This is a genomic window from Herbaspirillum sp. 1173, assembly GCF_031455335.1.
In the GTDB taxonomy this organism is placed as follows: Bacteria; Pseudomonadota; Gammaproteobacteria; order Burkholderiales; family Burkholderiaceae_D; genus Herbaspirillum; species Herbaspirillum huttiense.
In genome coordinates this window covers 312,406-337,171 of record NZ_JAVDSP010000004.1, presented here as the reverse complement: position 1 = coordinate 337,171, position 24,766 = coordinate 312,406, and the positions used below count along the sequence as shown (strand labels likewise).

Here is a 24,766-nt window from a genome sequence, read left to right as displayed (position 1 = left end):
ACAAGAGACAACACACACCATGGCTACTTCTGATTTCGATCTGGTTTTATTCGGCGGCACCGGCGACCTCTCGATGCGCAAGCTGCTGCCGGCGCTGTACGCCCGCGAGCGCGCGCGCGACCTGCCGGCCGATGCCCGCATCATCTGCCTGGGCCGCGATGAAAAATCGCGTGAGGATTTCCTCAAGCTGGTGGAAAAGGATTCCAAACCCCACGTGCCGGCCGCCAACCTGGACGCCAGCGTCTGGGACCGCTTCACCAACCGCCTGCAATACGCCTCGGTCAATGCCAAGGAAGCCGGCAGCTTCAGCCACCTGAAGGAAGCCCTGCGCGAAGTCGACGGCCTGGCGCGCGTGTTCTACCTGGCCACACCGCCCAGCCTGTTCGCTTCGATCTGCGAGAACCTGTCCAAGGCCGGCCTGGTCACGCCGACCTCGCGCGTGGTGCTGGAAAAACCGCTCGGCCGCGACCTCGAAAGCGCGCGCAACATCAACGCGCAAGTGGGCCGCTACTTCCAGGAATCGCAGATTTTCCGTATCGACCACTACCTCGGTAAAGAGGCGGTGCAGAACCTGCTGGCGCTGCGCTTCGGCAATGTGCTGTTCGAACCCCTGTGGCGCCGTGAATGGATTTCCGACGTGCAGATCACCATCGCCGAAGAGCTCGGCGTCGGTGGCCGCTTCGATTACTACGACACTTCCGGTGCCCTGCGCGACATGCTGCAGAACCACCTGCTGCAATTGCTCTGTATCGTGGCAATGGAACCGCCGGTATCGAACTCGGCCGATGCCGTGCGCGATGAAAAACTGAAGGTGCTGCGCTCGCTCAAGCGTTTCACCCCGACCACGCTGGCCATGAACGTGGTGCGCGGCCAGTACCGCGCCGGTCACGTCGATGGCGTGGCCGTACCTGGCTATCGCAAGGAAGCCGACGCCAATCCCGATTCGCGCACCGAGACCTATGTCGCCGTGAAGGCCGAGATCGATACCTGGCGCTGGGCCGGCGTGCCCTTCTACCTGCGCACCGGCAAGCGCATGGCCGATTCGCTGGCCGAGATCGTGGTGCGCTTCAAGAGCGTGCCGCACGCCATCTTCGCGCATCAGAACGACACTCCCAATTGCCTGGTGATCCGCCTGCAGCCGGACGAAGGCCTGCACATGAACCTGATGGCCAAGCAGCCCGGCGACGGCATGCGCCTGCGCCCGGTGGAACTGGAACTGGACTTCCGCGAGAAGTTCAAGACCCCGCGCATGGATGCCTACGAGCGCCTGCTGCTGGACGTGCTGCGCGGTCACCTCACGCTCTTCATGCGCAGCGACGAACTGGAAGCCGCCTGGGAATGGGTCGAACCCATCCTCACCTACTGGGACCAGCAGGAAGCCGACCCCGTGCCCTACAACGCCGGCACCTGGGGCCCGGCTGCCGCGAGCGCACTGATCGGCCGCGATGGCCTGCAGTGGCGCGAAGAAGCGCTGCCCGAGGTCTGAGGCCACACGCTTAGCGTCACCAGGCCACTGCCATGTCCATGCTGCTTGATTCCATCCGCACCCACATCAACTCCCTCTCCAAGTCGGAGAAGAAAGTGGCGGCCACCATCCTCGCCAATCCGCAGTTGGCCTTGGCGGAGAACCTGACGGCGTTGGCCAAGAATGCGGAAGTCTCGGAACCGACCGTGATCCGCTTCTGCCGCGCCATCGGTTACGAGGGCTGGCACGACTTCAAGCTGAAGCTCGCGCAGAGCCTGGCACTGGCCCTGCCCGGTGCGGATGAAACGCTGGCGCAGGATGACCTCGCCGCTGACCTGGTCAACAAGATCTGCAGCCGCTCCATCAACACGCTGCTGGATCTGCGCAATCACCTGAACCCGGATGCGATCCAGCTGGCGCTGGACGTGCTGGCGCGCGCCAACAAGATCGAGTTCTACGGCCAGGGGACCTCCGGCATCGTGGCCAACGACGCCCAGCACAAGTTCTTCCGCTCGGGCGTGCCCACGGTGGCCTACTCCGACCCGCACATCCACAGCATTGCAGCCTCGCTGCTCAAGGCCGGCGACTGCGTGGTGGCGATCTCGCAGCGTGGCGGCAATGCCGCCCTGCTGCGCTCGATCCAGCTGGCCCGCAAGGGCGGTGCCGACATCATCGTGCTGGGCCCGTCCGGTACACCGCTGGCTGAACTGGCGACGGTGCTGGTGCCCATCGATCTGTCCTTCAACATCGATCCCTATACGCCCATCTCGGCGCGCCTGGCGCACCTGGTGGTGATCGACATCCTCGCCGTGGGCCTGGCCCTGCGACGTGGACCGGAATTCCGCAAGAAGATGCAGAACGCCCAGAAATCGCTGCAGAAATTCGACATGCAATTCGATTCCTTCTTCCGTTGAGAGGACTGCGACGGATCAAGGATCAGTCATTGACCGACAGACAGCGCAGCGCCAATGCGTACAATGCCGTTGTCCCCTTCATTCTCTTTAGCAACAGGACTTTCCATGAGCCAGCTTGACCAGTTGAAGCAGTACACCACCATCGTGGCCGATACCGGCGATTTCCAGGCGATGAAGGCCTTCGCCCCGCAGGACGCCACCACCAATCCCTCGCTGATCCTCAAGGCCGTGCAGAAGGCCGAGTACAAGCCGCTGCTGGAATCGGTCGTCAAGGCCCACGCCGGCAAGAGCACCGATGAAATCATCGACCGCCTGCTGATCGCCTTCGGCCTGGAAATCCTGAAGCTGATCCCCGGCCGCGTCTCCACCGAGACCGATGCACGCCTGTCCTTCGACACCGAAGGCACTGTCGCCAAGGGCCGCGAACTGATCCGCCTGTACGAAGAAGCCGGCATTGCCCGCGAGCGCGTGCTCATCAAGATCGCCTCCACCTGGGAAGGCATCCGTGCCGCCGAGATTCTGGAAAAGGATGGCATCCGCTGCAACCTGACCCTGTTGTTCTCGCTGCCGCAAGCCATTGCCTGCGCCGAAGCCCGTGTCCAGCTGATCTCGCCCTTCGTCGGCCGCATCTATGACTGGTACAAGAAGTCCACCGGCCAGGACTACACCGGCAGCGATGATCCGGGCGTGCAGTCGGTCAAGGCGGTCTACAACTACTACCGCAAGTTCGGCTACGCCACTGAAGTGATGGGTGCCAGCTTCCGCAATACCTCGCAGATCGTCGAGCTGGCCGGTTGCGATCTGCTGACCATCAGCCCGGACCTGCTGCAGAAGCTGGCCGACACTGATGGCCCGGTCGAGCGCAAGCTGAGCAAGGAAGCGGCGGATGCCGCCGATATCGAGCGCATCTCGCTGGACGAAAAAGCCTTCCGCCTGGCCTTGAACGGCGATGCGATGGCCACCGAAAAACTGGCCGAAGGCATCCGCCAGTTCGCGGCTGATGCAGTGAAGCTGGAGCAGATCGTCGACGCATTGCGTTAAGGAGAACGGCGCAGCTGCGCCTTGTCCACGAACGTGATCCAAAAAAGAAGGCCGCATCGTCTGCACGATGCGGCCTTCTTCATTGCGCAATGGAATCCTTCGATTCAGCTCACGCGGCGTTCTTCCTGGTCGCTTCTTCCAGCGTGAGCAGCGTATGCGCAATGCTGTCGGTCGTGGCCAGCGTCTTGATGGTGCCGGTACGCAGCGCGCCCAGCATGGCGCTGGCCTTGCCGCTTTCGCTGGCGACCGCAATGACGTCGGGAATGCGCCGCAAGTCATCCACCGTCAGGCCGATGACGCGCGAGTGCGTCTCCGTGCGGATGGGTTCGCCCTGGATGTTGATGAAGTCGTAGCCCATCATGTCGCCTACCGCACCATGGCGCTTGAGCTCCAGGATTTCCTGGGGCGAGAACCAGCCCATGCGTACCATCGGACTGTCTTCATGGATATCGCCCACCCCGATGAGTGCCACGTGCGCGCGGCGCGCCTTGTCCAGCGTGGGACGGACCGCATCATTGGCCAGCAGCGCATCGCGCATGGCCGCATTGTTGACCAGTGCCGGGGCATACAGCGTTTCACTGTCGCCACCGAAACGCGAGGCCAGGCGACGGCAGATGTGATCGGAGTTCATCGCTTCGCCACCACGATAGTAACCACCGATACCACAGACGAAGGTGGCGCTGCGCCGCGTGTTGGACACCGCGTGTTCGGACACCGCATTGATGTTGCGCCCGATGCCTACGGCCACGATGCTGTCATCGGTCAGGCTGCGGTCGAGGTGATTGGCCACCAGACCGGCCAGCATGGCGCGCTGGCGGTCCTGGTCGTTGTGGCTGACCGAGATGAGCGCACGCTCGATGCCGAAACGCTGCATCAGCGCGTGTTCCAGCTCGATGGTCTGGCCCGGATGATGGCGCACGCGGATTTCCACGATGCCCTCATCCTGCGCCCGCTTGAGCATGCGCGCAATCGAGGCGCGCGAAATCGAAAAGCGCTCCGACAGCTCCTGCTGCGTCAGGCCGTCGACGTAATACAGCGTGGCCAGACGCGTCAATTCATCCATGGACATGGATTCCCCCCTTGGCTTGCGTTTGCCTCTGCGTCGCTGCCGGCTTGCACCCGGAAGCGCTGCGCCTATGGGCGCTTGGTATTGTGCAAATGATGTTCATACTCTTTGATGCGCTCCAGCTTTTCGGTCGAGCGCCCACCTGAAAACTCCGCCGCCAGCCAGGTATCGACGATGGCCTTGGCCAGTTCGCTCCCGACCACGCGTGCGCCCAGGGTGATGATCTGGGCGTCATTGCTCTTGCTGGCCCGTTCGGCGGAATAAGTGTCGTGGCATTGCGCCGCGCGCACCCCCGGCACCTTGTTGGCCGAGATCGCCATGCCGATCCCCGTGCCGCACAGCAGGACGGCGCGGCCGATCGCCCCTTGCCGGATCTGTTCGGCCACCGCAAAGGCGATGTCGGGGTAAATCACGGGCTCCGTATCATGGGTGCCGAAGTCCACCACGTCAAGGCCCTTTCCCGCCAGATGGGCCTTGATGACCTCCTTGAGCGCATACGCCGCTTCGTCGCATCCGATACCTATTTTCATCCTTGTCTCCTGGTGACGATGAACTGCCTTGCTCATGCTCGGCCAGAATAATTATTCACCGAAGAGCATTTGTTCATCAAGAGACTAATGCAAAAGTGTTCTGCACGCCACAAAAACTGCAGTAATTCAGCTTTAATACCTTATAAATGCATTATTGCACCGCAAAAAAGAAGAAAAAGTTATTTAAAGCGATGAGCAAATGAGCATTGACAGCAAAAAAATTCTTTGCAATGATGGGCTCACAACAAACATTTACCCATCGCTGGACATTTGACCAGCGCATGTATGGAGACAGCCATGGCAGAGCTTTTGCTGGAAGCACATGGAGTGAGCAAGTCCTTCCACGAGGTCGTGGCGCTGGCCGACGGACGCCTGCAGTTGAAGCGCGGCAGCGTGCATGCGCTGTGCGGCGGCAACGGTGCCGGCAAATCGACCTTCCTGGCCATCATCATGGGCCTGCTGCGGCGGGATGGCGGCGAGATCCGCCTCAAGGGCCAGCCGGTGGATTTCCATTCGCCGGCCGAAGCCCTGCAGCACCACATCGCCATCATCACGCAGGAGCTCTCGCCCATCCCCGGCATGAGCGTGGCAGAAAATCTCTACCTCGGCCGCGAGCCCCGCGTCGCAGGGCTCTGCGTCAACACCCGCGCCATGGAACGGCAGGCGCAGGCGCTGCTGGATCGCCTGCAATTCCAGGTCGATGCGCGCTCCCGCATGCAGGACCTGAGCCTGGCCCAGGTGCAACTGGTGGAAATCGCCAAGGCCTTCAGCCACGACTGCGACGTGATGATCATGGACGAGCCCACCTCGGCCATCGGCGAGAAGGAGACCGAAGTCCTGTTCCGCGCCATCCGCAGCGTGGCCGCACAAGGCACCGGTATCATCTACGTGTCGCACCGTCTTTCCGAAATTTTCCAGATCGCCGACAGCTACACGGTCTTTCGCGACGGCCGCTTCGTCGAGACCGGCCTGATCCGGGACATCGACCGCGCCAGCCTGGTCAAGGCCATCGTCGGCCGCACGCTGCAGGTGCAGGAGCGCCGCCGTCGCCAGGGTGGCGAGGCGATCTTGTCGACCGAAGCACTGGGCCGTCAAGGGGAATTCGACCAGGTCTCGCTGCAGGTTCATGCGGGCGAAGTGGTCGGCATCTATGGCCTGATGGGCTCGGGCCGCAGCGAATACCTCAATTGCATCTATGGCCTGACCCGGCCCGACCAGGGGGCCGTCACGCTCCGGCAGCAGCCCCTGCCCGCAGGCCGGCCTGCGGCCAGCATCGCCGCTGGTCTGTCACTGGTAACCGAAGACCGCAAGGACAGCGGACTGGTGCTGTGCGCCTCGATCCAGGACAACATCGTGCTGGCTGCGTACCGGCGCATGTCGCGCCTGCCGCTGATCCGGCGCAGCCGCGTCGATACGCTGGTGCGGCAGATGATCCAGCGCCTGCAGATCAAGGTGAGTTCACCGCATCTGCCGGTCTCTTCCATGAGCGGCGGCAACCAGCAGAAGGTGGTGCTGGCGCGTTGCCTCTCGACCCAGCCACGTTGCCTGCTGTGCGACGAACCCACGCGCGGCATCGATGAAGGTGCCAAGCGCGAGGTGTACCAGCTGATCGACCGCTTCGTGCAGGACGGCGGTGCCGCCCTGGTGGTGTCTTCCGAAGCGCAGGAAATCCTCGACCTGTGCGACCGCATCGCCATCTTCAAGCGCGGCCGCGTGGTGGAAGTGGTCGATGCGCATGCCACCACGCAGGAAGAACTGCTGCACCTGGCCTCGTAAACGCGGGACGCAGTGCGTGCCTGCCATGGAGCAGCCGTCTGCGATATCCGTGTGATGTATCCCGATGACGATCCACCGACGATCCAATGACGATCCATGACGAACCCATGATGACCAAACCCACTTCCCTCTCCGCCGGCCGGCTGGCCTCGCCCTCCTTCACCAGCCTGCGCCAGGCCTATGCGCGCTACGGTGTGCTGGCGGCCCTGATCGTGCTGTGCATCGCGCTCTCGCTGGCCACGCCGTATTTCATGACGCTGGAAAACTGGACCGACATCCTGCGCCAGACCTCCATCAACGGCATCCTCGCCATCGGCATGACCTATGTGGTGCTGACCGGCGGCATCGACCTGTCGGTCGGTGCGCTGCTGGCCTTCTCCGGCATGGTCACGGCGTGGCTGGCGACCGGTGGCGGCTATCCGCCTGCGGTCGCGGTGCTGGCCGGACTGGGCGCAGGTGCCGGGCTGGGTGCCATCAGCGGCCTGCTGGTGGCGCGCATGGCCGTGCCTTCCTTCGTGGCCACGCTCGGCATGCTGAGCGCCGCACGCGGTGCCACCTACATCTACAACGACGGCATGCCGGTCTCGGACCTGCCGCCGGGCCTGCTGTCCATCGGTGGCGGACAGATCCTGCACGTGCCGGTGCCCATCGTCATCTTCGGCGTGGTCATCGCGGTGTCGTGGTTCGTGCTGCGCTTCACCGTCTATGGCCGCTACATCTATGCGGTCGGCGGCAATGCGCGCAGCGCCAAGACCAGCGGCATCGATACCCGCAAGGTCTACTTCGCGGTGTACGTCACCAGCGGCCTGCTGGCCGGCCTGGCCGGCGTCCTGCTGGCCGCACGCACGACGGCGGCGCTGCCGCAGGCGGGCGTGTCCTATGAACTCGATGCGATCGCTGCCGTGGTCATCGGTGGCACCTCGCTCTCGGGCGGCACCGGCACCCTGGGCGGAACAGTCGTGGGTGCGCTGCTGATCGGCGTCATCAACAACGGGCTCAACCTGCTCGGCGTGTCTTCCTACTACCAGCAAGTCATCAAGGGCGTGATCATCGTCGGCGCTGTCCTGCTGGATTCCTCGCGCAAGAAAAACTGAAGTCCCACAACAACTCACACGGAGACGATTCATGATCAAGAAAACCCTCGCCAGCCTGCTGCTGATGGCCGTGGCCACCGGCGTCAGCGCCCAGAACAAGCCCCTGCGCATCGGCGCGGCCGTCTACGGTCTCAAGGGCGAATTCATGCAGATGTGGAGCAATCAGCTCAAAGCCCATCCGGCAGTACAGGATGGCAGCGTGCAGGTCACCGTCTTCGACGGCAACTACGACGCGCTCACCCAGAGCAACCAGTTCGACACGATGATCCTGCAAAAGTATGACGCCATCATCTTCGTGCCCATCGACCTCAAGGCCGGCGCGGCACCGGTGCAGAAGGCGGTCAAGGCCGGCATCCCGGTGATCGGCTCCAATACCCGCGTGCAGGGCGATGTGCTGACGTCCTACGTGGGCAACGATGACGTGGTGGCCGGCCGCCTCGAAGCGGAAGCGCTGATGAAGGCCATCGGCGGCAAGGGCAACATCGTCATGATCGAAGGGCCCATCGGCCAGTCCGCGCAGATCGAGCGTGCGCGTGGCAACGATGAAGTGCTGGCGCGCAACAAGGACGTCAAGGTGCTGGCCCGCAAGACCGGCAACTGGTCGCGCGCGGAATCGATGGCGCTGATGGAAAACTGGCTCACCGCCCATCCCGGCCAGATCAAGGGCGTGCTGGCGCAGAACGATGATGAGGCGCTGGGGGCACTGCAGGCCATCAAGGCCAAAGGCATCGATCCCAAGACCATCCCGGTGGTCGGCATCGATGGCATTGCCGATGCCATTGCCGCCGTCAAGCGCGGCGAGATGGTGACCCAGTTCCAGGATGCCCAAGCGCAGGCGCAAGGCGCGCTGGATGTAGCCTTGCGGGCCATCAAGGGGCCGTCCTACCAGCCGCGCTCGACGATCTGGACCGAGTACGGCGACAAGCTTCCCTGGAAGGGCGGCACCGAGAAATCCTATACCGTGCCCTGGACCACCATCACCCCGGAGAACGCCGATGCCTTCCTGAAAAAGGTCAAGAAATGAGCGCAGCCCTGTCTGCCGATGCGATGACGCGGCCGCATGATTTTTCCGGACGCGTGGCCCTGGTCACGGGGGCTGCAGCCGGCATCGGGCTGGCCACCAGCCAGCTGCTGGCGCGCTGCGGTGCCCGGCTGGTGCTGGTGGACCGTAGCGATGCCGTGCTGCAGCTGGCCCGACAGCTCGGGCCGGACCACGCGCACCTGGGCCTGGTGCTCGACGTCTGCGATGAAGCCGCCATCGGCGGCGCCATCGCCCAGGTGGAGCAGCACTACGGACGCATTGACGTGCTGGTCAACAATGCCGGCGTGGCCTTGTTGCAGGAGGCCGAATCGGCCACCTGCGCCGACTGGGACCGCACCATGGCCATCAATCTGAAGGCCCCCTTCCTGCTGGCGCAGGCGGTGTTTCCGCTGATGCAGCGCCAGCAGGGCGGACGCATCATCAACCTCGCCTCGCAGGCCAGCGTGGTAGCGCTGGAGCGGCATGCCGCCTACTGCGCCAGCAAGGCCGGACTGGTGGCGCTGACGCGCGTGCTGGCGCTGGAATGGGCGCGCCACGGCATCACCGCCAATGCCATTTCACCGACGGTGGTGGAAACCGAACTGGGCAAGCAGGCCTGGGCCGGCGCGGTGGGGGTGGCGATGCGGGCGCGCATTCCCGTGGGCCGCTTCGCCCAGCCCGACGAAGTGGCGCATCTGGTGGCCTATCTGGCCAGCCCGCAGGCGACCATGATCACGGGCGAGAACATCCTCATCGATGGCGGCTACACCGTGACCTGACGCTTTGTTTTTGCAGTGGACCGACGTTTTCCAAGGACTGATTCATGACTCTCAATCGCATCGTCAACAACCCCGACCTGGTCGTCGAGGACATGCTGCGCGGCGTGCTGGCCGCGCATCCCGGGTTGTCCGCCCACCCTGACAATCCGCGCGTACTGCGCCATCGCAGCGCCGGCACGCCGGGCCGCGTGGGCATCGTCACCGGCGGCGGCTCCGGCCATGAGCCGGCCTTTCTCGGCTACGTCGGCCAGGGCCTGATCGATGCCGTGGCCGTGGGTGAAGTGTTTTCCTCACCCACCGCAAAATCCTTCATGGACGCCTTCCAGCTCGCCCATGGCGGGCAGGGCATCGCCTGCCTGTATGGCAACTACGCCGGCGACAACATGAACGTCAAGATGGCCATCAAACTGGCCGAACGCGCCGACATCCAGGTGCGTACCGTGGTGGCCAATGACGACGCCGCCTCGGCACCGCCCGACCAGCCCGGCAAGCGGCGCGGCGTAGCCGGTGAAATCCTGATGTGGAAAGCCGGAGGTGCGGTGGCCGCGCAAGGCGGCACGCTGGATGAAGTGATACAGGCCGCGCAAAAAGCCATCGACAACACGCGCTCCATCGGCATCGGCCTGTCGGCCTGCACCATCCCGGCGGTCGGCAAGGCCAACTTCACGATCAAGCATGGCGAGATGGAAGTCGGTATCGGCCATCACGGCGAGCCGGGAGTATCGGTGCAGGCCGTGGTTCCAGCGCGCGACATGGCGCGCCTGATGCTGGACAAGCTGCTGCCCGACCTGCCCTTCACTCGTGGCGACAAGGTCGCCGTGCTGCTCTCGGGCCTGGGGGCCACACCACTCATGGAGCAATACATCCTCTATGCCGATGTCGCCGATGGCCTGCGCGAAGCCGGTCTGCAGGTAGCGCACAGCTTCGTGGGCAATCTCTTCACTTCGCTGGAAATGATGGGGGTGACGCTGACCCTGATGCGCCTGGATGCGCAGCTGGACCAATGCCTGGCCGCCCCCTGCGACAGTATCGGCCTGCGCCAGGGAGGCCAGCCATGAACTCCGGATTCGACATGCGCCAGGCTGCCTGGGTGGTACAGGATCTGGTGTCGACCATCAACCAGCACCGCGATTGGCTGAGCGAAGTCGATGGCGCGATCGGGGATGGCGACCACGGCATCAACATGAGCAAGGGTTTCAGCCTGTGCGGTGAACGTCTCAAACAAGATCCCGAAACCTCGCTGGCGGCGGCCCTCGATACGCTTTCGATCACCCTGATGGAAGGCATCGGCGGTTCCATGGGTCCGCTCTACGGCAGCTTCTTCATGGCCATGAGCACGGTGCTGGAAGGCCAGCCCACACTGGACCGCCAGCTCTTCCTGAAGGCCCTGGACGAGGGCATTGCCGCCGTGCAGGCCATCGGCGAAGCCAAGGTCGGCGACAAGACCCTGATGGACAGCCTGATCCCGGCACGCGACGCCTTCCGCCTCTCACTGGGCCGCGACCTGCCCTTCGCCGCCTGCCTGCAGGCCATGCAGCACGCTGCCGACACCGGCCGCGATTCGACGCGCGCCCTGCAGGCCCGCATCGGCCGCGCCAGCCGGCTGGGGGAGCGTTCCATCGGCGTGCTCGATGCCGGTGCCTGTTCCTGCGCGCTGATCCTCGGCAGCCTGGCCAAATCGCTGCAGGCCGGCCTGCACCACTAATCCCCAAGCAAAGGACATCCCATCATGCATTTCCATGACGACGACATGCTGGCCGTGGTCTGCCACGCACCACGCGACTATCGCCTGCAACGGGTCAAGCGGCCGGCGGCCGGTCCCAATGAGGTCATCATCAAGATCGCCTCGTGCGGCATCTGTGCCGGTGACTGCAAGTGCTTCGCCGGTGCTGCGCGCTTCTGGGGCGACGAGGTCAAGAACAAGCCCTCCTATGTCAAGCCACCGGTGATTCCCGGCCATGAATTCTGGGGCCATGTGGTGGAGATGGGACCGGGCGCAGCCGAGCACCACGGCGTGGCCATGGGCGACCGGGTGATCGCCGAACAGATCGTGCCTTGCGGCAAGTGCCGCTACTGCAAGACCGGCTATCGCTGGATGTGCGAGGTGCATGATGTCTACGGCTTCCAGCGCCAGGTGGCCGAGGGCGGCATGGCTGACTACATGCGGCTGTCGGCGCGGGCGGTGATCCACAAGATTCCCGAGCACATCTCATTCGAAGATGCCGCCGTGACCGAACCGCTGTCCTGCGCCATCCATGCCGTCAACCGCGGCGACATCCAGCTCGATGACGTGGTGGTGATTGCCGGTGCGGGCACGCTGGGCTTGCTGATGGTCCAGGTGGCGCACCTCAAGACGCCGAAGAAACTGATCGTCATCGACCTCTCCGACCAGCGCCTGCAACTGGCACGTGAATACGGGGCCGATATCGTCATCAATCCGGGCCGCGAGGATGCGCAGAAGATCGTGCGCGAAGCCACCGGCCAATATGGCTGCGATGTCTACATCGAGACCACCGGCGCGCCCGCCGGCGTGACGCAAGGACTGGACATGATCCGCAAGCTGGGCCGCTTCGTGGAGTTCAGCGTCTTTGGCCGTGACACTACTGTGGACTGGTCCATCATCGGTGAAGAAAAGGAACTGGACTTGCGCGGCGCGCACCTCAGCGGAGACTGCTATCCCATCGCCATCGACCTGCTGGCGCGGGGCCTGGTGACCTCACGCGGCATCGTGACGCACAACTATGCCCTTTCTGAATGGGAAGCCGCCATCAAGATGGCCGACTCGATGGATTCGATCAAGGTACTGCTCAAGCCCTAAGCCAGGCTGGCCTGCATGCCGCGCGCCAGCTGACACTGGAAGAAACCGACCGAGGAACGCAAGGTCGTGGCCCGGCGATTGAGTTCCTCGGAGGTCACCGCCAGCTCCTCGGAACTGATCGAGTTCTGCTGAACAACCTGCGCCAGCTGGCTGGCCGCGACGCTGATCTGGCTGACGGCGGCCGATTGCTGCTCCGACGACTGCACGATTTCCTGCACCAGCGCCGAGGTGCGGGCAATGGTCGGCACCATGTCGCCGAGCTGCCGTTCGACCCGGCTGGCCAGGACCGTGTGATCACGTGCGACCTGGTCGATCTCTTCCGCAGCAGCCTGGCTGCGTTCGGCCAGACGCCGCACTTCACCCGCCACCACGGCAAAACCGGCACCATGCTGCCCGGCATGGGCGGCTTCAATGGTGGCATTGAGCGCCAGCAGATTGGTCTGATAGGCGATGTCATCGATGATGGCGATCTTGCCGGCAATCACCTGGATCGCCGCGACCATTTCACCCACCGTATCCGCGCACTGATGCGCCTCCACGGCAGCGGCCGCAGCGATCTGGTCGGTCAGGCGGGCATTGTCCGCCGTGGTGAGGATGGCGGCATGGATCTGGCTCAGGGCCGTGCTGGTCTGCGCCACGCCGCTGGCCTGCTCGGTGGCCGCCGTGGCCAGCAATTGGGCCGTGGCGCTGACTTCGGCAGCGGTCTCGGCCATGCCCTCGGCGTTGCCGCGCACCTCGGCCACTACCCGCCCCAGGCGCTCGACCATCTTGCGGATGGCGTGCATCATGCTGTCGGCACAGCCGGGCTTGAGCCGGATCTGCTGCAACAGATCGCCGTCGGAAAGCCGCTGCATGACCGTGACTACCTCGCCCGGCTCACCTCCCATCTGGTGCAGCAAGGTGCGCGTGAGCAGCCAGCCCGCAGCGATCAACGCCAGCAATACAGCGCCCGCCACGAAAGCCACCGACTCCAGCGCATGGCTGATGATCTCGCGCGCACTCAATGCGCTGGCCTCACCCAGTGCGACGTTGTAGGAACGATGGCGCGCAAAGCTGGCTTGCACGCTGTCGATGGCAGTCCGAAATTCCAGGCCAAGCGCAGTATGGCTGTCATGGACCAGGCTCCTTCCGCTCTCCACCAGCAAGCGGTTGCGGACCTCCTCAAAACCCGCAATGCGGGCATACACTTCGGCCAGCATGGCGCCATCGGTCTCATCGGAGATGTAGGCATCGCCATAGGTCTTGAGATGCCCGTTCATGCGCGCGCAGCTGGTCCATCTCCTGCACCAGGCGGGCACGGTCCGCCGGATCGAGGTTGATGAGGTAGAAGTAGACGCGCTCGCGCATGGCGTTGAAGGCGGCCTGGGCATCGTCCAGCGTGGTCACGCTCGGCACCGTATTGACCTGTGCGTAACTGGCCGCCTCATAGACATTGCCGATCTGGCGCAAGCTGACGATGGCGGTCGCCACCAGCCCCATCGACGCCAGCAGGATCAGCACGAACAAGCGCTGACCGACGGTCAGCAAACGAAACCCGGGCCTGGACATGATTCCTCTCCCCAGAGGCAAGGCTGTGGCTGCGTTGTTGGCGCGCTCCCCTCGCTGCTGCGCGCTGCAGAGCTGTCGATGAAATTATCGTCGGCGACCTGCCTTGTCAATCGGGGCCGCGCTGTCCTCTCATGCGCTGCAAAAGAAAACACCGTCCGGCAACGCTGCGCGACGGCATCCTCACGAGCTCTCACCAGCCCTCACGAAAATCTCCCGTCAGGACAACGGCACCTGGCCTATGCCAGCCGGGGCTGCATGCCGCGCGCCAGCTGGCACTGGAAGAAACTCACCGTGGTCTGCAACAGCACGGCGCGCCGGTTGAGTTCTTCCGAGGTCACGGCCAGTTCCTCCGAACTGAGCGAGTTCTGCTGAATCACCTGGGCCAGTTGGCTGGCCGCCTGGCTGATCTGGCTGACCGCCGCCGACTGGCTCTCCGAGGAGTGGACGATTTCCTGCACCAGAGCCGAGGTGCGCGCAATGGTCGGCACCATGTCGTTGAGCTGGCGCTCGGCGGCGCAGGCCAGGGCGACATTGCTGCGCGCGACCTCGTCGATCTCCTGCGCGGCCGACTGGCTGCGCTCGGCAAGCCGGCGCACTTCGGCGGCCACCACCGCGAAGCCGGAGCCATGCTCACCGGCATGCGCTGCTTCAATGGTGGCATTCAATGCCAGCAGGTTGGTCTGGTAGGCGATGTCGTCGATGACGACAATCTTGCCGGCGATCTGCTGGATGGCCTCCACCATCTGCTTGACGGTAGCGGCGCAGGCGCGCGCCTCGATGGCAGCGGCCGCAGCGATCTGGTCGGTCAGCCGGGCATTCTGTGAGGTGCTGAGGATGGAGGCGTGGATCTGCTCCAGCGCCGCACTGGTCTGTTCGACGCCGGAAGCCTGCTCGGTGGAGGCGCGCGACAAGGATTGCGCGGTGGCGCTGACCTCCTCGGCGGTGCTGACCAGCCCCTCGGCATTGCCACGGACCTCGCTCACCACCAGGCAGAGACGCTCCATCATCTTCTGGATGGCGTGCATCATGCTGTCGCGGTAGCGTGCCTTCACGCTGATCTGCTGCACCAGGTCGCCATCGGACAAGCGCTGCATCACCGTCACCACATCCCCCGGTTCGCCGCCCATCTGGCGCAACAGCGTCCGCGTGAGCAGCCAACCGGACCCCAGCAGAACCAGCATGATCCCGCCCGCCAGCAGGCTGACCGTCTGCAGCGCATCGCTGATCATTTCGCGCGCACTGAGTGCACTGGCATCACCCAACGCGATGTTGTAGGAACGGTGACGGCCGAAGGTCACCTGCACGGCATCAATGCTGGCGCGGAACTCCAGGATCGCCTGCGGCAAGCTGTCCTCGATGCGGTCCTCATCGGAGACCTTCAACAGTCGCTGCACCACCTCGTCGAAGGCGACGATGCGCGCCTGGTCATCGGCCAGCATGAGGCCGTCGGTCTCGTCGGTGATGTAAGCCTCGGCGTAGGTCTTGAGATACCGGTTCAGGCGTGCGCGCTGTGTCTCGATCTCCTTCAGCAGACGCGCGCGGTCAAGCGGATCGGGATTGACCAGGTATTGGTAGATGCGCCCCTGGATGGCATTGAAGGCCGCCTGCGCATCATCGAGCGTGGTGACGCTGGGCACGGTATTGACCGTCGCGTAATTGGCCGCATGGTAAACGTTTTCGATCTGACGCAAACTGACGGCCGCTGTTGCGACCAGCCCCAGCAAGGCCAGCAGGATCAGCACCGACAGGCGCTGACCGACGGTCAGCGTACGAAGCCCAGGCCTGGACATGGTTTCCTCCCCCCAGAGGTAATACGGTGGCTGCATGAAAAGGTGCCCGCCCCTCAGCGCGGCCCCCCTGCAGATTTGACGACGCAATTATAGCGGGCGGCAATGCCTGTCCTACGCTGTTGGAAAAACGTTTGCGCGGCGGGCAAAAAAATGCCGCCCGGCAATGAAGCGGGCGGCATCAGTGGGGAAGGCGCTTGGGCGGGGCCATCGGGACCGCCCGCATCATGCTCAGTCGAAACTGATCTGCACCTTCATCATCTTGGAGCGGTCACCGGCGATCTCGAAGGCTTCCACTGCCTGGGCGATAGGATAGGTCGCCGTGATCAAGGGCTTCACGTCCACCAGCTTGCGGTTCATCAGCTCGACCGCCATGGCGAACTCTTCATGGAAGCGGAACGCGCCGCGCCAGTCCAGCTCCTTGCCCACCAGCAGATTGGCCGGGAACTGGATGTCGCCTCCCAGGCCGACCTGCACGATGACCGCTTGCGGACGCAGCGCTTCCAGCGCCCCCACCAGCGCCCGTTCATTGCCGCTGGCTTCGAAGAGCACATCGAAGGTCCCCTTGTCGATGGCATAGGCCTTCAACGCATCGGGCGTCTCGGCCATGTTGATGGCACGGTCCGCGCCCACCTGCAGGGCCGCTTGCAGCGGCATGCTGGCGACATCGGTGACCACCACTTCCAATGCACCGGCGCGGCGCGCGGCCACCACCACCAGCGCGCCGATCGGACCACAGCCAGTCACCAGCACGCGCTTGCCCACCAGCGGACCGGCGCGGCGCACCGCGTGCAACGCCACCGACAGCGGCTCGGCCATGGCCGCTTCGCCATCCGTGACATGATCGGCCACGATGTGGGCCTGCGAACGTTCGATGATGATTTCCTGACGGAACGCACCCTGCACGTGCGGGGTGCGCATGGCACTGCCGTAGAAGCGCATGTCCAGGCAATGGTTCTGCTTGCCTTCCTGGCAGTACTTGCACACGCCGCAGGGGCGGCTGGGCGAGATGGCGATGCGGGTACCGGGTGCGATGTCGGTGATGGCCGAACCCACTTCGGCGATCTGGCCCGAGACTTCATGGCCCAGCACCATCGGTTCCTTGATGCGCACCACGCCGAAACCGCCGTGGTGATAGTAGTGCAGGTCCGAACCGCAGATGCCGCCGGCCTTCACCTTGACTTTCAGTTGCTGCGGTTGAAGAGGAGCGGACTCCAGCGGCTGAATGCGCAGGTCGTGCGGTGCATGGATGACGAGGCCTTGTTGCATGTGTATCTCCGAAATGAGCTAAATGATTTACAAGGTAGCGGTCACGCCGCCGTCCACGTAGAGGATGTGGCCATTGACGAAACGTGACGCGTCGCTGGCCAGAAACACGGCAGCACCGACCAGGTCTTCCACATCGCCCCAGCGGCGCGACGGGGTGCGGCCCACCAGCCAGTCGGTGAACTTGGCATCGTTGACCAGGGCCATGTTCATCTCGGTCTTGAAGTAGCCGGGACCCAGGCCGTTGACCTGCAGGCCGTACTTGCCCCAGTCGATGGCCATGCCCTTGGTGAACATCTTCACCGCCCCCTTGGTGGCGGTATAGGGCGCGATATTGGGACGGCCCAGCTCGCTCTGCACCGAACAGATGTTGATGATCTTGCCGGCACCGCGCGGGATCATGTGGCGTGCCACGGCCTGGGCCGCATAGAAGACACTGTTCAGGTTGGTATTGACGAGATCGTGCCAGTCCGATTCCTTGAACTCTTCCAGCGGATTGCGGCGCTGGATGCCGGCGTTGTTGACCAGGATGCCGATGGCACCGATCTCGCTTTCGATCTTCTGCACCGCCGCCTTGACCTCGTCATTGACGGTGGCATCGAAGCTGGCTTCATGGATGGTGTGGCCCTCGGCACGCAATTGCGCCGCGACGGTGGCGAGCTTGCCGGCATCGCGTCCGTTGAGCACGATGGCAGCGCCCGCCTGGGCCATGCCGCGCGCCAGCGCCAGGCCGATGCCACCGGAAGAACCGGTGATCAGGGCCAGCTTGCCTTCGAGGGAAAAGCCCTGCAAACCTGCGGGCAACGGGGTGGTCTTGATGGTCATGTGGTCTCTTTCTTCTTGTCGGAAATTTCGTTGTCAAACCCTGCCCTGCCCGTGATGGCGCAAAACAGGACTCAGTGCTGCTTTCCGGTCGCGCGCTGGAAGGCGGCGATGGCGTGATACTCCGCCTCCAGTTTGGCCGGAATGGCGGCAAAGATGGGTTGCAGGCGGCCATAGACGGCGACCGCCTCGGCCTCGGGGGCGTGATGATTGGTGGAGCCGACCATGCCCGAGATCACCGACAGCGACGGCAGCAGGCCCAGCGCCCAGGCGCCCAGCACGGCCGCGCCCAGGCAGGATGACTCCACGCTCTCCGGCACCACCACTTCACGGTTGAAGATGTCGGCCATCATCTGTCGCCACAGGGCCGAGCGAGCGAAGCCGCCGGTGGCCATCATGCGCTTGGTGGGGCCGACCAGTTCTTCCAGCGCCGGGAGGATGCTGTAGAGATTGAAGATCACCCCTTCCAGCGCGGCGCGGATCATGTGGTGCTTGCCGTGATGCAGGGCCAGGCCGAAGAAGGAGCCGCGCAGGTCGGCATTCCACAGCGGGGCGCGCTCGCCGGCCATGAAGGGATGGAACAGCAAACCCTCGGCACCGGGACGCACCTTCTCGGCGATACGGGTCAGGGCCTCGTAGGGATCGACGCCCTCTTCCCGCGCCGCCGCCGCTTCGGCGGTGGCCAGCTCATCGCGCACCCAGCGGAAGATGTTGCCGCCATTGTTGACGGGGCCGCCGACCACCCAGTGTTTTTCGGTCAGTGCATAGCAGAACAGGCGGCCATGCGGATCCGTCAGCGGCTCATCGATCACGGTCCGCATGGCACCGGAGGTACCGATGGTCACCGCCACGTGGCCGATCTCGATGGCGTTCACGCCAAGGTTGGACAGCACGCCGTCATTGGCACCGATGATGAAGGGCGTCTCCACCGACAGCCCCAGGCGCTGCGCCATCTCCGGCGACAGGGCCGGCAGGCGGTGCGTGGTCAGGACCGGGGTAGGCAATTGGTCGGGACGTACGCCCAGCAATTCCAGTGCGCCCTGGTCCCAGGCCAGCTCGCGCAGATTGAACATGCCGGTGGCCGAGGCGATGGAGTGATCCACCACCCACTGGCCGAAGAGCTGGTACAGCAGGTATTCCTTGATGCCGACGAAGCGCGCGGCCTGATGGAAGACCTCCGGCTTTTCATGCCGCATCCACATCAGCTTGCACAGCGGCGACATGGGGTGGATGGGGGTGCCGGTACGGCGATAGATGGCATTGCCGTCGTGCTCGTGCTTGATGCGTTCGGCCCAGACCGAGGCGCGGATATCGCCCCAGGTGATGCTGTTGGAGAGCAGGCGATTGTCGGCATCCAGCGCGATGACGCTGTGCATGGCGGCACTGAAGGACAGCAGCGCGATCTCCTGCGGCGCAGCCTTGGCGGCCTTGACGGCACCGGCGATGGAAGCCAGCGCGGCCGCCACGATCTGCTCCGGGTCCTGTTCCGCCATGCCCGGTTCGGTACAGAGGACCGGGTATTCCTCTGCATGCTGGGCGACCACCTTGCCATCGAGCGTGAAGACCACGGTCTTGGTGCTGGTGGTGCCGATATCGACGCCGAGCATGTAGGGTGCGGAAGAGGACATATGCAGTTTCCTTAACAAACAAAGCAAGACGCCCGGACCAGCCGGGCGTTGCGATCAGTCTTAGACGACCAGGTTGAGCAACATGATGAAGATGATAGCAACAACCGAGATCAGCGTTTCCATGACCGTCCAGGTCTTGAAGGTTTCACCGACGCTCATGTTGAAGTATTCCTTGACCAGCCAGAAGCCTGCATCGTTGACGTGCGACAGGATCAGCGAACCGGCACCGGTGGCCAGCACCAGCAATTCCTTGTTGGTCCCGGGGATCAGCGCCACCAGCGGCGCGACGATGCCGGCACCCGTGATGGTCGCAACGGTAGCCGAACCGGTGGCCACGCGGATCACACCGGCCACGAACCAGGCCAAGAGCAGCGGCGAGATCTGCGCATGCACGGCCAGCTGGCCGATGGCAGTGCCCACGCCGGAGTTCACCAGCATCTGCTTGAAGCCGCCGCCGGCACCGATGATGAGCACGATGGCGGCAGTGGGGGCCAGGCTCTGGTCCACGAATTTCAGCACTTGCTGGCGGGTGAAGCCACGGGCGATGCCGAAGGTCCAGATCGCCAGCAGCAGTGCCGCCAGCAGGGCCACGATGGGGTTGCCGATGAAGTCCATCAGGTCGCGCACGGCGTGGCCTTCCGGCAGCGTGACGTCGACGAAGGTCTTGAGCAGCATCAGGAACACCGGCAGCAGCACCGTCACCAGCGTGGTGGTGAAGCCGGGCAGGTTGGTGGTCTGCGGCTCGCGTGCCAGTTGCGCCATCAGTTCCTCGGAGGGCTTGATGTCGACGTAGCGCGAAATGAAGGCACCGAACAGGGGGCCGGCGATGATGACGGTCGGCAGGCCCACCAGCAGACCATAGAAGATGGTCTTGCCGATGTCGGCACCGAAGATGCCGATGGCCAGCAGCGGGCCCGGATGCGGCGGCACCAGGCCGTGCATCACCGACAGGCTGGCCAGCATGGGCATGCCGATCTTGAACAGCGGCACGCCGGAACGGCGCGCCACGATGAACACCAGCGGGATCAGCAGCACGAAGCCGATCTCGAAGAACAGGGGAATGCCGACCAGGAAGGCCCCCATCATCATGGCCCAGTGCACGCGCTCGCGGCCGAAGGCGCGCACCAGCGTCTGCGAAATCTGGTCAGCGCCGCCGGACTCGGCCATCAGCTTGCCCAGCATGGTGCCCAGTCCGAGCACGATGCCGACGAAACCGAGCACGCCGCCGAAGCCGTCCTGGAAGGACTTGACGATCTTGGGCAGCGGCATGCCGGAGATCAAGCCGAGGAAGCCCGATGTGATGGTCAGGGCGATGAAGGGATGGATGCGCAGGCGCGTGATCATCAGGATCAGCGCGAGGATCGCAATGACTGCATTGAACAGCAAGGTGGCGTCGTGGCTCATGCCCAGCATGGGATCTCCGATTGCCGATAGCCGATGGCGCACGATCCCTGGTTCAGCGCAGCGGCGCGGCCCCGCGCATGGCGCCAGGGCGAGCGTCTCCTGCGGCCTCTCCTGGAGAAGGCACGGGCATCTGCACTATCTGCGTAGTGTTTTATTGAGGAACCCACGAGGGCTGCACTGAGTTCCGTTCCTGAGTGTGGTATGCCGCCGCCAGCTCCGCCGCCGTGTGCCCGGAGGTTCAGATGTTAGCGTTAACATGGGGCGCGATGATAACGCTAACATTTTGCGCGGGTCAAACACTTGTTGTGTTGCGGTGCGTCAGAAGCGGGAGTTGAGCGGGCGCCGGTGCGATATAAATTGTTTTGCGGAAATACCCGAAAGGACTTCCCGCATGCCAAGAGGGCCCCGCAAGCAGGTATCATGTCGCCACCCTGAATGACCGCCCTCCTCCGCATCCATGACCCAGCGCGCAGCACCGAAGTCCAAGCCCAAGTCCCCACCCGCCGTGCGTGGTAGCCGTGCCACCGGGCGCGTCACCATCATCGACGTGGCGGCCGAGGCCGGGGTGAGCCCGATGACGGTGTCCCGTGCGCTGAAAAATCCCGGCCTGGTGCAGGAACAGTCGCGCCAGCGCATCCTGGAAGCCATCGATCGCCTGGGCTATGTGCCCAACCAGGCGGCCTCGACGCTGGCCTCGGCGCGCTCGCAGGTGATCGCTGTGCTGGTGCCGTCGCTGACCAATGCGGTCTTCATCGAGACGCTTTCCGGTATTCGTGACTACCTGGCCGGTGCCGGCTACCAGTTCCTGATCGGCGAGACCGGTTACGTGCGCGCCAAGGAAGAGCAGCTCATCGCCACCTACCTGGCCCATGCGCCGGCCGGTTTCCTCCTCTCCAGCAGCGAGCAGCACGACATCCTGCAGGCCCGTCCCGGCAGCCGGGATATCCCGGCGGTGCGCATGTTCGACCTGGGGCGCAGCCAGCATGATTTCTCGGTGGGCTTCTCGCAGACACGTGCCGGGCATGCGGTGGCCCGGCATCTGGTCGAACGCGGCTACCGGCGCCCGGCTTTCCTGGCGGCCCAGCTCGACCCGCGCATGATGAAGCGCCGTGAGGGCTTCCGCAAAGGCTTGCTGGAAGCGGGCATCAAGCCCGAGATCGAAGTCTTGCTGCCCGAGCCGACCACCGTCGACATGGGCGCGCAACTGCTGCGGCGGGTGCTGGAACAGCATCCGGAATGCGATTCCGTGTTCTGCTGCAATGATGACCTGGCCTTGGGCGCGCTGTTCGAATGCCAGCGCCAGGGCATCAGCGTGCCGCGCGAGATGGCCATTGCCGGTTTCAACGATCTGTCCTGGGCGGCTTGCGCCACCCCCTCCATCACCACCGTAGTCACGCCGCGCTACGACATCGGCTACAAGTCGGCCGAGATGCTGGTGCGCCAGCTCAAGGGCGAAGACATTCCCAAGGGCCGGCTGGACCTGGGCTTCGAGTTGGCGCTGCGCGAGAGTACCTGAGCCCAAGCGTCTTCACGCGCTCACCTGCATCCCCCACATCCGTGGACGAATCGGCGCCAATAATCCATCCATCGGCGGCTCCCGGCTCTGGACAGAAAATGGCCATTCTCTACAATCTCCCGGTGTCGTTCTCCTCTGCAAGAATGCAGCAGCACAGCAGGTCGCTGATGCAGGGATGCAGCAGCGCGGACGGCATTTCTATAAATAATATGCAGATAACCAAGTCCAGATCACCAGGAGCAACCCTCATGCAGACATTCACCGGTCTTTGCAAACCCGCCGCCATGGCGCTGCTGCCGCTGTGCGGCGCGCTGGCCTTCCTGCCGGCCTCGGCCCAGACGCCAGCGCCATCGGCCCCGGTCGTCAAGTACGACCTGACCTATGACATCATCAGCCCGGTCCACAGCCAGCACGGCATGGTGGCCACCGAGCAGGAGCTGGCCACCAAGGTCGGCGTGGATATCCTCAAGAAGGGCGGCAATGCCGTCGACGCCGGCGTGGCCGTGGGCTTTGCCCTGGCCGTGGTGCTGCCCAATGCGGGCAACATCGGCGGTGGCGGTTTCATGATGATCCACGACGCCAAGACCGGCAAGAACGTGGCGCTGGACTTCCGCGAGATGGCCCCGCAGCGCGCCACCCGCAACATGTACCTGGACGACAAGGGCAACGTGGTGCCCGGCCGTTCGCTCTACACCCACCTGGCCGTGGGCGTGCCCGGCACCGTCGCGGGCCTGTCGCATGCGCTCTCCAAGTACGGCACCATGAAGCTGTCGCAGGTGATCCAGCCGGCCATCGAACTGGCCGAAAAGGGTTACCCGGTCAGCCGCAGCCTGGCGCTGATCCTCTCGGCCGAGCGCGAACACCTGGGCCAGTGGGATTCCTCCAAGGCGATCTTCTTCAAGGAAGGCCGTCCGCTCAAGGAAGGGGAAATGCTGGTCCAGAAGGACCTGGCCAAGTCGCTGCGCCTGATCGCCAAGGAAGGTCCGAAGGCTTTCTATGACGGTGCCATCGCCAAGAAGATCGTGGCCGAGATGGACAAGCACGGCGGCCTCATCACCGCCGAGGACCTGAAGAACTACAAGGTCGTCGAACGCGTGCCGGTCTCCGGCAACTATCGCGGCTACCAGGTCATGTCGATGCCGCCGCCGAGCTCGGGCGGTGTCCACATCATCCAGATGATGAACATCTTGGAACGCTATCCCCTGAAGCAATACGGTGCCGACAGCGCGCAGACCATCCACCTGATGGCCGAAACCATGAAGCTGGCCTATGCCGACCGCTCCGAATACCTGGGCGATCCGGATTTCACCAAGGTCCCGGTCAAGGGCCTGACTTCGCGCGCCTATGCCGACGAGCTGGCCAAGAAGATCAATCCGGACCGCGCCACGCCCTCCACCGAGATCAAGCCGGGCCAGCCGCAGCCGTATGAAAGCGACCAGACCACCCACTACTCGGTGGCCGACAAGGACGGCAACCTGGTGGCGACCACCTACACGCTGAACCTGAACTTCGGCAGCGGCATCGTCGCCACCGGTACCGGCATCACCTTGAACAACGAGATGGATGACTTCGCCGCCAAGCCGGGCGTGCCCAATGCATTCGGGCTCATCGGTGGCGACGCCAACGCGGTCGGTCCCTACAAGCGTCCGCTGTCGTCGATGTCGCCGACCTTCGTGCTCAAGGATGGCAAGCCCTTCCTGGTCACCGGCAGCCCGGGGGGCAGCCGCATCATCACTACCACCCTGCAGACCATCCTCAACGTGATCGACCACGACATGAACGTGGCCGAAGCCACTATCACGCCGCGTATCCACCACCAGTGGGCACCGGACCAGCTGCGCGTGGAAAAGGGCTTGTCCGCCGATACGCTCAAGATCCTGCAGGACAAGGGCCAGAAGATCAGCGTGCAGCCTTCCATGGGCCGTACCCAGACCATCCAGATCCGTCCGGATGGCTTTGACGGCTTCTCGGATCCGCGCAATCCGGATGGACGTACGCTGGGATTCTGAGGCATCGGTGATTGACGCAGTGATGCGCTGATGTGATTGCCCGTCACGCGTTTTATCCGGCACGAAACCGGACCGGCCGCTGCCGATCCGCACCATGGCTCCCGATGATTCGGGAGCCATTTTTTATCAGGGAGCGCGTTTCACTTCCCGCACGATGGCTGCCATTTTTCAAGAAACGTTCATTTCCTGAAGCAGCGCTCTGAACCGGCCTACCCGGTATCAAAACTTATTTTCACTCCGGCACAATAAAATTGTTCGAACTCCGATCAGTTTTCATTGCCG

Annotated in this window: 21 protein-coding genes; 12 read left to right on the top strand and 9 right to left on the bottom strand. The window is 63.9% G+C overall.

The features are described 5' to 3' along the window. The first annotated feature begins 19 nt into the window (after positions 1-19). From zwf to tal, 3 genes are all read left to right on the top strand, one after another. Positions 20-1,486, top strand: a complete 1,467-nt coding sequence (zwf, locus tag J2X56_RS16220) for a glucose-6-phosphate dehydrogenase (protein ID WP_121044221.1) — start codon at positions 20-22, stop codon at positions 1,484-1,486. Between the two features lie 38 nt (positions 1,487-1,524). Next, positions 1,525-2,379 carry an SIS domain-containing protein gene (locus tag J2X56_RS16215; protein ID WP_034310514.1) on the top strand — a complete coding sequence of 285 codons (855 nt, stop codon included), beginning with the start codon at positions 1,525-1,527 and terminating at the stop codon, positions 2,377-2,379. Positions 2,380-2,484: 105 nt separating this feature from the next. Continuing rightward, positions 2,485-3,420, top strand: a complete 936-nt coding sequence (gene tal / locus J2X56_RS16210) for a transaldolase (protein WP_034340035.1) — start codon at positions 2,485-2,487, stop codon at positions 3,418-3,420. A 109-nt stretch (positions 3,421-3,529) separates the two neighbouring features. On the opposite strand, the gene J2X56_RS16205 is transcribed toward tal, so the two are convergent. Together J2X56_RS16205 and rpiB are read right to left on the bottom strand one after the other, a co-directional pair. Beyond that, positions 3,530-4,489: a sugar-binding transcriptional regulator gene (locus J2X56_RS16205; protein WP_121044224.1), complete on the bottom strand. Its 960-nt coding sequence runs from the start codon at positions 4,487-4,489 to the stop codon at positions 3,530-3,532. A gap of 65 nt (positions 4,490-4,554) precedes the next feature. Continuing rightward, positions 4,555-5,016, bottom strand: a complete 462-nt coding sequence (rpiB, locus tag J2X56_RS16200; RefSeq protein WP_034340041.1) for a ribose 5-phosphate isomerase B — start codon at positions 5,014-5,016, stop codon at positions 4,555-4,557. 297 nt (positions 5,017-5,313) lie between these two features. Between rpiB and J2X56_RS16195 the strand changes: the two genes are divergently transcribed. The 7 genes from J2X56_RS16195 to J2X56_RS16165 all read left to right on the top strand — a co-directional run bounded on the left by J2X56_RS16195 (position 5,314) and on the right by J2X56_RS16165 (position 12,504). After that, positions 5,314-6,792 (top strand): sugar ABC transporter ATP-binding protein, encoded by a 1,479-nt coding sequence (locus tag J2X56_RS16195; RefSeq protein WP_121044230.1) that lies wholly within the window; start codon positions 5,314-5,316, stop codon positions 6,790-6,792. 107 nt (positions 6,793-6,899) lie between these two features. Next, positions 6,900-7,886, top strand: a complete 987-nt coding sequence (locus J2X56_RS16190) for an ABC transporter permease (RefSeq protein WP_310160886.1) — start codon at positions 6,900-6,902, stop codon at positions 7,884-7,886. Between the two features lie 34 nt (positions 7,887-7,920). Then, on the top strand, positions 7,921-8,910 hold the full coding sequence (locus J2X56_RS16185) for a substrate-binding domain-containing protein (RefSeq protein WP_371925506.1): 990 nt from the start codon (positions 7,921-7,923) through the stop codon (positions 8,908-8,910). Then, the gene (locus J2X56_RS16180; RefSeq protein WP_310160885.1) at positions 8,907-9,686 is read left to right on the top strand and encodes a GolD/DthD family dehydrogenase; all 780 of its coding nucleotides are present in this window, start codon (positions 8,907-8,909) and stop codon (positions 9,684-9,686) included. Before J2X56_RS16185 ends, J2X56_RS16180 begins: the two co-directional genes overlap by 4 nt. Positions 9,687-9,730: 44 nt before the next feature. After that, the gene (locus J2X56_RS16175; protein WP_310160883.1) at positions 9,731-10,744 is read left to right on the top strand and encodes a dihydroxyacetone kinase subunit DhaK; all 1,014 of its coding nucleotides are present in this window, start codon (positions 9,731-9,733) and stop codon (positions 10,742-10,744) included. After that, positions 10,741-11,391 (top strand): dihydroxyacetone kinase subunit DhaL, encoded by a 651-nt coding sequence (dhaL, locus tag J2X56_RS16170; RefSeq protein WP_121044239.1) that lies wholly within the window; start codon positions 10,741-10,743, stop codon positions 11,389-11,391. The genes J2X56_RS16175 and dhaL overlap by 4 nt, the downstream gene beginning before the upstream one ends. Before the next feature lie 24 nt (positions 11,392-11,415). Further along, positions 11,416-12,504, top strand: a complete 1,089-nt coding sequence (locus J2X56_RS16165; RefSeq protein ID WP_034334064.1) for an alcohol dehydrogenase catalytic domain-containing protein — start codon at positions 11,416-11,418, stop codon at positions 12,502-12,504. On the opposite strand, the gene J2X56_RS16160 is transcribed toward J2X56_RS16165, so the two are convergent. The 7 genes from J2X56_RS16160 to J2X56_RS16130 all read right to left on the bottom strand — a co-directional run bounded on the left by J2X56_RS16160 (position 12,501) and on the right by J2X56_RS16130 (position 20,968). Next, the gene (locus tag J2X56_RS16160; protein ID WP_310160878.1) at positions 12,501-13,763 is read right to left on the bottom strand and encodes a methyl-accepting chemotaxis protein; all 1,263 of its coding nucleotides are present in this window, start codon (positions 13,761-13,763) and stop codon (positions 12,501-12,503) included. The two genes, J2X56_RS16165 and J2X56_RS16160, sit on opposite strands and share 4 nt — an antisense overlap. Then, positions 13,717-14,052 (bottom strand): MCP four helix bundle domain-containing protein, encoded by a 336-nt coding sequence (locus tag J2X56_RS16155; protein ID WP_310160877.1) that lies wholly within the window; start codon positions 14,050-14,052, stop codon positions 13,717-13,719. Before J2X56_RS16155 ends, J2X56_RS16160 begins: the two co-directional genes overlap by 47 nt. Positions 14,053-14,288: 236 nt before the next feature. Continuing rightward, on the bottom strand, positions 14,289-15,842 hold the full coding sequence (locus J2X56_RS16150) for a methyl-accepting chemotaxis protein (protein WP_310160876.1): 1,554 nt from the start codon (positions 15,840-15,842) through the stop codon (positions 14,289-14,291). A gap of 228 nt (positions 15,843-16,070) precedes the next feature. Then, positions 16,071-17,108 carry an L-idonate 5-dehydrogenase gene (locus J2X56_RS16145; protein WP_121044242.1) on the bottom strand — a complete coding sequence of 346 codons (1,038 nt, stop codon included), beginning with the start codon at positions 17,106-17,108 and terminating at the stop codon, positions 16,071-16,073. Positions 17,109-17,135: 27 nt separating this feature from the next. After that, a complete protein-coding gene (locus J2X56_RS16140) occupies positions 17,136-17,930 on the bottom strand; it encodes an SDR family NAD(P)-dependent oxidoreductase (RefSeq protein WP_134221554.1) in 795 nt (264 codons plus the stop codon). Positions 17,931-18,001: 71 nt separating this feature from the next. Then, complete coding sequence (gntK, locus tag J2X56_RS16135; protein ID WP_310160872.1) at positions 18,002-19,555, bottom strand: gluconokinase; 1,554 nt, start codon at positions 19,553-19,555, stop codon at positions 18,002-18,004. A gap of 60 nt (positions 19,556-19,615) precedes the next feature. Continuing rightward, complete coding sequence (locus J2X56_RS16130) at positions 19,616-20,968, bottom strand: GntP family permease (RefSeq protein ID WP_034334060.1); 1,353 nt, start codon at positions 20,966-20,968, stop codon at positions 19,616-19,618. Between the two features lie 448 nt (positions 20,969-21,416). Here J2X56_RS16130 and J2X56_RS16125 point away from each other — a divergent pair, with 448 nt between their 5' ends. Together J2X56_RS16125 and ggt are read left to right on the top strand one after the other, a co-directional pair. Beyond that, complete coding sequence (locus J2X56_RS16125) at positions 21,417-22,475, top strand: LacI family DNA-binding transcriptional regulator (RefSeq protein ID WP_121044251.1); 1,059 nt, start codon at positions 21,417-21,419, stop codon at positions 22,473-22,475. A gap of 248 nt (positions 22,476-22,723) precedes the next feature. Then, positions 22,724-24,484: a gamma-glutamyltransferase gene (gene ggt / locus J2X56_RS16120; RefSeq protein WP_209579574.1), complete on the top strand. Its 1,761-nt coding sequence runs from the start codon at positions 22,724-22,726 to the stop codon at positions 24,482-24,484. The last annotated feature ends 282 nt before the right edge of the window (positions 24,485-24,766 follow it).

What these genes read in the sequence shown, in the direction of transcription:
- J2X56_RS16150 (WP_310160876.1), bottom strand. Translation starts at nt 15,842, where the DNA reads ATGTCCAGGCCTGGGCTTCGTACGCTGACCGTCGGTCAGCGCCTGTCG.
- J2X56_RS16195 (WP_121044230.1), top strand. Translation starts at nt 5,314, where the DNA reads ATGGCAGAGCTTTTGCTGGAAGCACATGGAGTGAGCAAGTCCTTCCAC.
- tal (WP_034340035.1), top strand. Translation starts at nt 2,485, where the DNA reads ATGAGCCAGCTTGACCAGTTGAAGCAGTACACCACCATCGTGGCCGAT.
- J2X56_RS16130 (WP_034334060.1), bottom strand. Translation starts at nt 20,968, where the DNA reads ATGCTGGGCATGAGCCACGACGCCACCTTGCTGTTCAATGCAGTCATT.
- rpiB (WP_034340041.1), bottom strand. Translation starts at nt 5,016, where the DNA reads ATGAAAATAGGTATCGGATGCGACGAAGCGGCGTATGCGCTCAAGGAG.
- zwf (WP_121044221.1), top strand. Translation starts at nt 20, where the DNA reads ATGGCTACTTCTGATTTCGATCTGGTTTTATTCGGCGGCACCGGCGAC.
- ggt (WP_209579574.1), top strand. Translation starts at nt 22,724, where the DNA reads ATGCAGACATTCACCGGTCTTTGCAAACCCGCCGCCATGGCGCTGCTG.
- dhaL (WP_121044239.1), top strand. Translation starts at nt 10,741, where the DNA reads ATGAACTCCGGATTCGACATGCGCCAGGCTGCCTGGGTGGTACAGGAT.
- J2X56_RS16160 (WP_310160878.1), bottom strand. Translation starts at nt 13,763, where the DNA reads ATGAACGGGCATCTCAAGACCTATGGCGATGCCTACATCTCCGATGAG.
- J2X56_RS16155 (WP_310160877.1), bottom strand. Translation starts at nt 14,052, where the DNA reads ATGTCCAGGCCCGGGTTTCGTTTGCTGACCGTCGGTCAGCGCTTGTTC.
- J2X56_RS16140 (WP_134221554.1), bottom strand. Translation starts at nt 17,930, where the DNA reads ATGACCATCAAGACCACCCCGTTGCCCGCAGGTTTGCAGGGCTTTTCC.
- J2X56_RS16145 (WP_121044242.1), bottom strand. Translation starts at nt 17,108, where the DNA reads ATGCAACAAGGCCTCGTCATCCATGCACCGCACGACCTGCGCATTCAG.
- gntK (WP_310160872.1), bottom strand. Translation starts at nt 19,555, where the DNA reads ATGTCCTCTTCCGCACCCTACATGCTCGGCGTCGATATCGGCACCACC.
- J2X56_RS16175 (WP_310160883.1), top strand. Translation starts at nt 9,731, where the DNA reads ATGACTCTCAATCGCATCGTCAACAACCCCGACCTGGTCGTCGAGGAC.
- J2X56_RS16165 (WP_034334064.1), top strand. Translation starts at nt 11,416, where the DNA reads ATGCATTTCCATGACGACGACATGCTGGCCGTGGTCTGCCACGCACCA.
- J2X56_RS16215 (WP_034310514.1), top strand. Translation starts at nt 1,525, where the DNA reads ATGCTGCTTGATTCCATCCGCACCCACATCAACTCCCTCTCCAAGTCG.
- J2X56_RS16190 (WP_310160886.1), top strand. Translation starts at nt 6,900, where the DNA reads ATGATGACCAAACCCACTTCCCTCTCCGCCGGCCGGCTGGCCTCGCCC.
- J2X56_RS16125 (WP_121044251.1), top strand. Translation starts at nt 21,417, where the DNA reads ATGACCCAGCGCGCAGCACCGAAGTCCAAGCCCAAGTCCCCACCCGCC.
- J2X56_RS16205 (WP_121044224.1), bottom strand. Translation starts at nt 4,489, where the DNA reads ATGTCCATGGATGAATTGACGCGTCTGGCCACGCTGTATTACGTCGAC.
- J2X56_RS16180 (WP_310160885.1), top strand. Translation starts at nt 8,907, where the DNA reads ATGAGCGCAGCCCTGTCTGCCGATGCGATGACGCGGCCGCATGATTTT.